Consider the following 3796-nt stretch of genomic DNA (forward strand, 5'->3'; position numbering starts at 1 on the left):
GCGAGCTGGCGGTGGCGGTGGAACTGCCCGAGGAGGAGGTGAAGGATCTGCTCTGCCGCGCCCGCCAGCCGGTGAGCCTGGAGACGAAGGTGGGCGACGGCGAGGACACCGAACTGCTGGATCTGCTCTCCGGTGACGACCTGCTGCCGGCCGAGCTGGTGGATGGCGAGTGCCTCAAGGGCGACCTGAGGGCCCTGCTCGAGCAGTTGCCGGACCTGCAGGGCCGCGTGCTGAAGATGCGCTACGGCATCGACGGCGAGGAGCCGATGAGCCTCACCGGCATCGCTCGCACCCTGGGCATGAGCCGGGACAAGACCCGCAATCTGGAGCGGCGTGCCCTTGAAGGCATTCGCCACCACTCCCGCTCCCTCGAGGCCTATCTGGTGGCCTGAGCCATACGTCGGCCCATCAAAAAAGCCCCCGTCGCCGGGGGCTTTGGCCTGCAGGGGTGACCTGGCTTCAGTAACGGGGACGACCGCCGCCACCACCGGTGCGGGGCTGGGCCTTGTTGACCCGAATCATCCGCCCCATCCACTCGACGTCCTGAAGGTCGTCGATGGCCTTGGTTTCATCGGCCTCATTGGCCATTTCAACGAAGGCAAAGCCGCGCTTTCGGCCGGTTTCCCGGTCGAGGGGCAGGCTGCAGTTACGCAGCGCTCCATACTGCGCAAACAGATGGTTGAGATCATCTACCTCCGCATCGAAGGAGAGATTTCCAACGTAGATCGTCATGAACAGAGAAACAATTATGAACGGATTCGTCGAAAGCCCTTTCGGGACGTTGTCACTCGCCGAAGAGAAATCTTTGAATCAGTAGAAGCGTACAGCCTGGTTGGGCTGGCAGGCTGGGGGCGTTGCGCAGGGCGAAGCATGAAGCAGCAGGCAACGGCCATCGCCCTGGTGGCGCTCTGGGTGCTCGGCTGGGGGGTGGGCGGCTCGTTGATCGATGCCGGCCTGATCAGGGCGGAGGTCTACAGCCTGGAAGGCGGACAGGTGGGAACCCTGATCACCTTCCTGTTCTGGAGCCTGCTGTGGGGCGGAGTGGGCCTGAAACTCTGGCGGAGTCGGGGCCCTGGCGGCTCCGGAGAGGCGGGCAACGGCAACGAGACGCCCTGAACGCCGGCCGTCAGCGGCGCAAGCCGAGGAGCTGGGCGCCGTAATGCTCGCTGAACTCAGCCTGGTGCTGCCAGGCGGAGAGGAGGGTCTTGGCGACCGTACGCAGTTCCTCGATGTCATTGCAGCTGTCGATGGCGCGGGAGTGAACGGCGATCGAGAACTGGCGGTTGATCGAAAGGGAGGCTTCCATGACCGTGTTGCGATATTTCATTACGTTACGAGGTCTTGCCGGCGGGTGGGTGACGGCAACCCGCCCTGGGTAATCAGAAAAACTGGTCGAAGTTATCGAAGTCGACCGCACGGAAGGTGCCGTCCTGCACCTGGGCCATCAGCCGCTCGAGCTGCACCCACAGGGCACCACCGGTGAGCAGCGACAGCACGAAGGCCACCAGCAGGGCCGCGCCGGCGGCGAAGCCGAACACCTGCAGGCTGGCACCGATGAACAGCGTCACACCGATCACCAGACCCGCGTAGGGCAGGGTTGTCTCCAGGTTGGAGATCGGCAGCAGAGCCAGCCGGTCCTGCTTCCAGCCCTCCAGCCGGTTCTGGATCATCTTGGCGAAGGTGAGCCCGCAGAGCACGGCCATGGCCAGACCGATGCCCGCCAGCATGTAGGGCGGGTAGGTGAGGGGGGCGTATTCCAGCAGGATCTCCAGGGCATCCAGATCGCCGAAATCGCCGCTGGCCTGGTCCAGCCCGGCCTGCTGCAGGGTCACCGGAGCCGTCGAGAGGGCGGCCAGAAGCTGGGTCACGGAAGGAATCAGGAGGCGATCGCGCCCGACCCTAGGCGCCGGTGCCGCCCGCTCAGCTGAATCGGCTGCGCAAGCGGTGGACGATGGCGTTCAGGGCCAGCAGCAGCAGGCCCACGCCGATGAACACCAGACCCCGCAGGCCCAGGTCCGCCTGGTCCATGTCGATGGCCAGCAACCGCAGCAGGCAGCCACCCAGACCCACCAGAGCCACCAGCCGGAACTGGGGCTCCCGCAAGACCACCCCGAGCAGGTAGATGGCGAAGGCTTCGCCGGTCCACAGGAACGTCAGCAGGGCGCGGTCGTAGCCGCTGGCCAGCACGAAGGCCACGGCGACGAACAGGGGGTAGTACAGCCAGAGGTTGCGGCGCTGCGCCACCCGCGCTCCGATCCAGACCAGCAACGGCCAGCCACCGGGCTGGGCCAGCCGTTGGAGGTCGAGCCAGCGGTGGGAGGCCACGACGAAGGCCGTCTGCAGGGCAATCGCCACCACCCCGGCGGCCTGGGCGGCGCCGCTGACCGGGGGGAAGGAGGACAGGCCTCCGCCGAGGGTGTGCATCAGCGCCAGCACCGACAACCAGTAAACGCCCACGCCGTAGACCTGCAGGCGGATGGCGAACAGCCGCACCAGCGCCGGGCAGACCAGCACCAGGGCCAGCAGGGACCAGGCGACGGGTCGCCAGGGGGCACTGATCTGCCCCTGCAGGGTCAGCCCCACGCCCAACAGGGCCCCCTCGAGGTAGCAGGGCTGCACCAGCGGCCAGATCCGCAGTCGCGCCAGCTCCGCTCCCGCCCGGAAGAACCAGCCGTGCAGACACACGGCGATCGCCAGCAGCTCGACCAGCCAGCGGCCCCGCAGTTGCAGCGCCCCGAGCGTCACCAGCTCCTGGCTGGGTCCGATCACCAGCAGATAGGCGACGCCGAAACCGGCCAGATACACCAGGGACAGCACCAGGCCGGCCCGCACGGCCGCCCCTCGCAGCCGCTGGGTGGCCGCCAGGGCCGCGGCGGCCAGCAGCAGCCAGGCCACCCCCGGCAGCAGGGGCGAGATCGGCTCGAGCAGCCACAGGGTCCCCAGCCCCACATCGACGCCCAGCAGGCCGAGGCCGAGGCACTGCTGGCGGCTACCGCCGCCGGACAGCATCAACAGTATCGCCAGCAGCCCCAGGGGCAACAGGCGAGCGAGCAGGGCCATGGCCGGCCAGGGGGCCTGGACCAGCAGCGCCAGCCAGCCGAAGCCATGGGCCGCCCCGATGGCAGCGCTGACGCCCAGCAGCAGGCCCGGGGGGCGCCAGCGCCGTGCCGCCACCAGGAACGCCCCCATCACCACCAGGCTCAGGAAAGAGCGCCTGTCCTCGGGCACCACCAGCGCCGGCCCCACAGCGATCAGGCCGCCGGCCAGCCAGCCCAGCAGGGGCGGCAGGGGCAGCGGCACGCCACGGCGCTGCAGCAGCACCTGCATCCCCGCCGTCAGGGCGGCCCCAACGGTGAGCACGGCCCCGGCCTGGAGCTGGGCCACCGGATCGCGACTCAGCAGCGCCGCCACCAGGCCCGTGATCGCCAGCAGCAGGCTCGCCGCCACGCAGAGCCACCAGCCGATGCGTCGCAGGGGCCCGGAGTCCTCCCGCACCGCCAGGCCCAGGAACAGCAGGCACTCCAGCAGCACCACACCGGCCAGCAACGGCCCATCCGCGATCAGGGGCGCCAGGCTCAGCAGGGCGGTCAGCACCAGGGTCTGCCCCACCAGCGCATCGCCCATGGCCAGCCAGCGCGGGCCATGCCGCCGGGCGTTACGCCCCAGCAGCAGGGCCACGGCGGCACTGAGCGCCAGGGCCGTGGCCCTGGTGGCCGCCTCACGGGGATAGAGCAGCAGGGCGAGGCCGAGGCCGCCCCAGAGGCTCAGCAGCAGGGCCACGGGCAGGGCCTGCAGC

Annotated in this window: 6 protein-coding genes; 2 read left to right on the plus strand and 4 right to left on the minus strand. The window is 69.2% G+C overall.

Translation table 11 applies throughout. The features are described from left to right. A partial coding sequence (locus VB739_RS16290; protein WP_323358063.1) for a sigma factor-like helix-turn-helix DNA-binding protein occupies positions 1-392 on the plus strand: 392 nt, incomplete at its 5' end. A 67-nt stretch (positions 393-459) separates the two neighbouring features. Here VB739_RS16290 and VB739_RS16295 read toward each other — a convergent pair. Continuing rightward, the gene (locus tag VB739_RS16295) at positions 460-732 is read right to left on the minus strand and encodes an RNA-binding protein (RefSeq protein WP_323358064.1); all 273 of its coding nucleotides are present in this window, start codon (positions 730-732) and stop codon (positions 460-462) included. A 138-nt stretch (positions 733-870) separates the two neighbouring features. Here VB739_RS16295 and VB739_RS16300 point away from each other — a divergent pair, with 138 nt between their 5' ends. Beyond that, positions 871-1116: a hypothetical protein gene (locus VB739_RS16300; RefSeq protein ID WP_323358065.1), complete on the plus strand. Its 246-nt coding sequence runs from the start codon at positions 871-873 to the stop codon at positions 1114-1116. A gap of 10 nt (positions 1117-1126) precedes the next feature. On the opposite strand, the gene VB739_RS16305 is transcribed toward VB739_RS16300, so the two are convergent. From VB739_RS16305 to VB739_RS16315, 3 genes are all read right to left on the minus strand, one after another. After that, positions 1127-1306 carry a hypothetical protein gene (locus VB739_RS16305; RefSeq protein ID WP_323358066.1) on the minus strand — a complete coding sequence of 60 codons (180 nt, stop codon included), beginning with the start codon at positions 1304-1306 and terminating at the stop codon, positions 1127-1129. A gap of 73 nt (positions 1307-1379) precedes the next feature. Continuing rightward, positions 1380-1868, minus strand: a complete 489-nt coding sequence (locus VB739_RS16310) for a hypothetical protein (RefSeq protein ID WP_323358067.1) — start codon at positions 1866-1868, stop codon at positions 1380-1382. A gap of 52 nt (positions 1869-1920) precedes the next feature. Next, on the minus strand, positions 1921-3796 hold a 1876-nt coding region (locus VB739_RS16315), incomplete at its 5' end, for a hypothetical protein (RefSeq protein ID WP_323358068.1).

The sequence above is a fragment of the Cyanobium gracile UHCC 0281 genome, from assembly GCF_034931305.1.
Taxonomy (GTDB): Bacteria; Cyanobacteriota; Cyanobacteriia; order PCC-6307; family Cyanobiaceae; genus Cyanobium; species Cyanobium gracile_A.

Excerpts from the sequence above, each read along its gene's own strand:
- VB739_RS16295 (WP_323358064.1), bottom strand. The coding sequence starts at position 732 with ATGACGATCTACGTTGGAAATCTCTCCTTCGATGCGGAGGTAGATGAT.
- VB739_RS16300 (WP_323358065.1), top strand. The coding sequence starts at position 871 with ATGAAGCAGCAGGCAACGGCCATCGCCCTGGTGGCGCTCTGGGTGCTC.
- VB739_RS16305 (WP_323358066.1), bottom strand. The coding sequence starts at position 1,306 with ATGGAAGCCTCCCTTTCGATCAACCGCCAGTTCTCGATCGCCGTTCAC.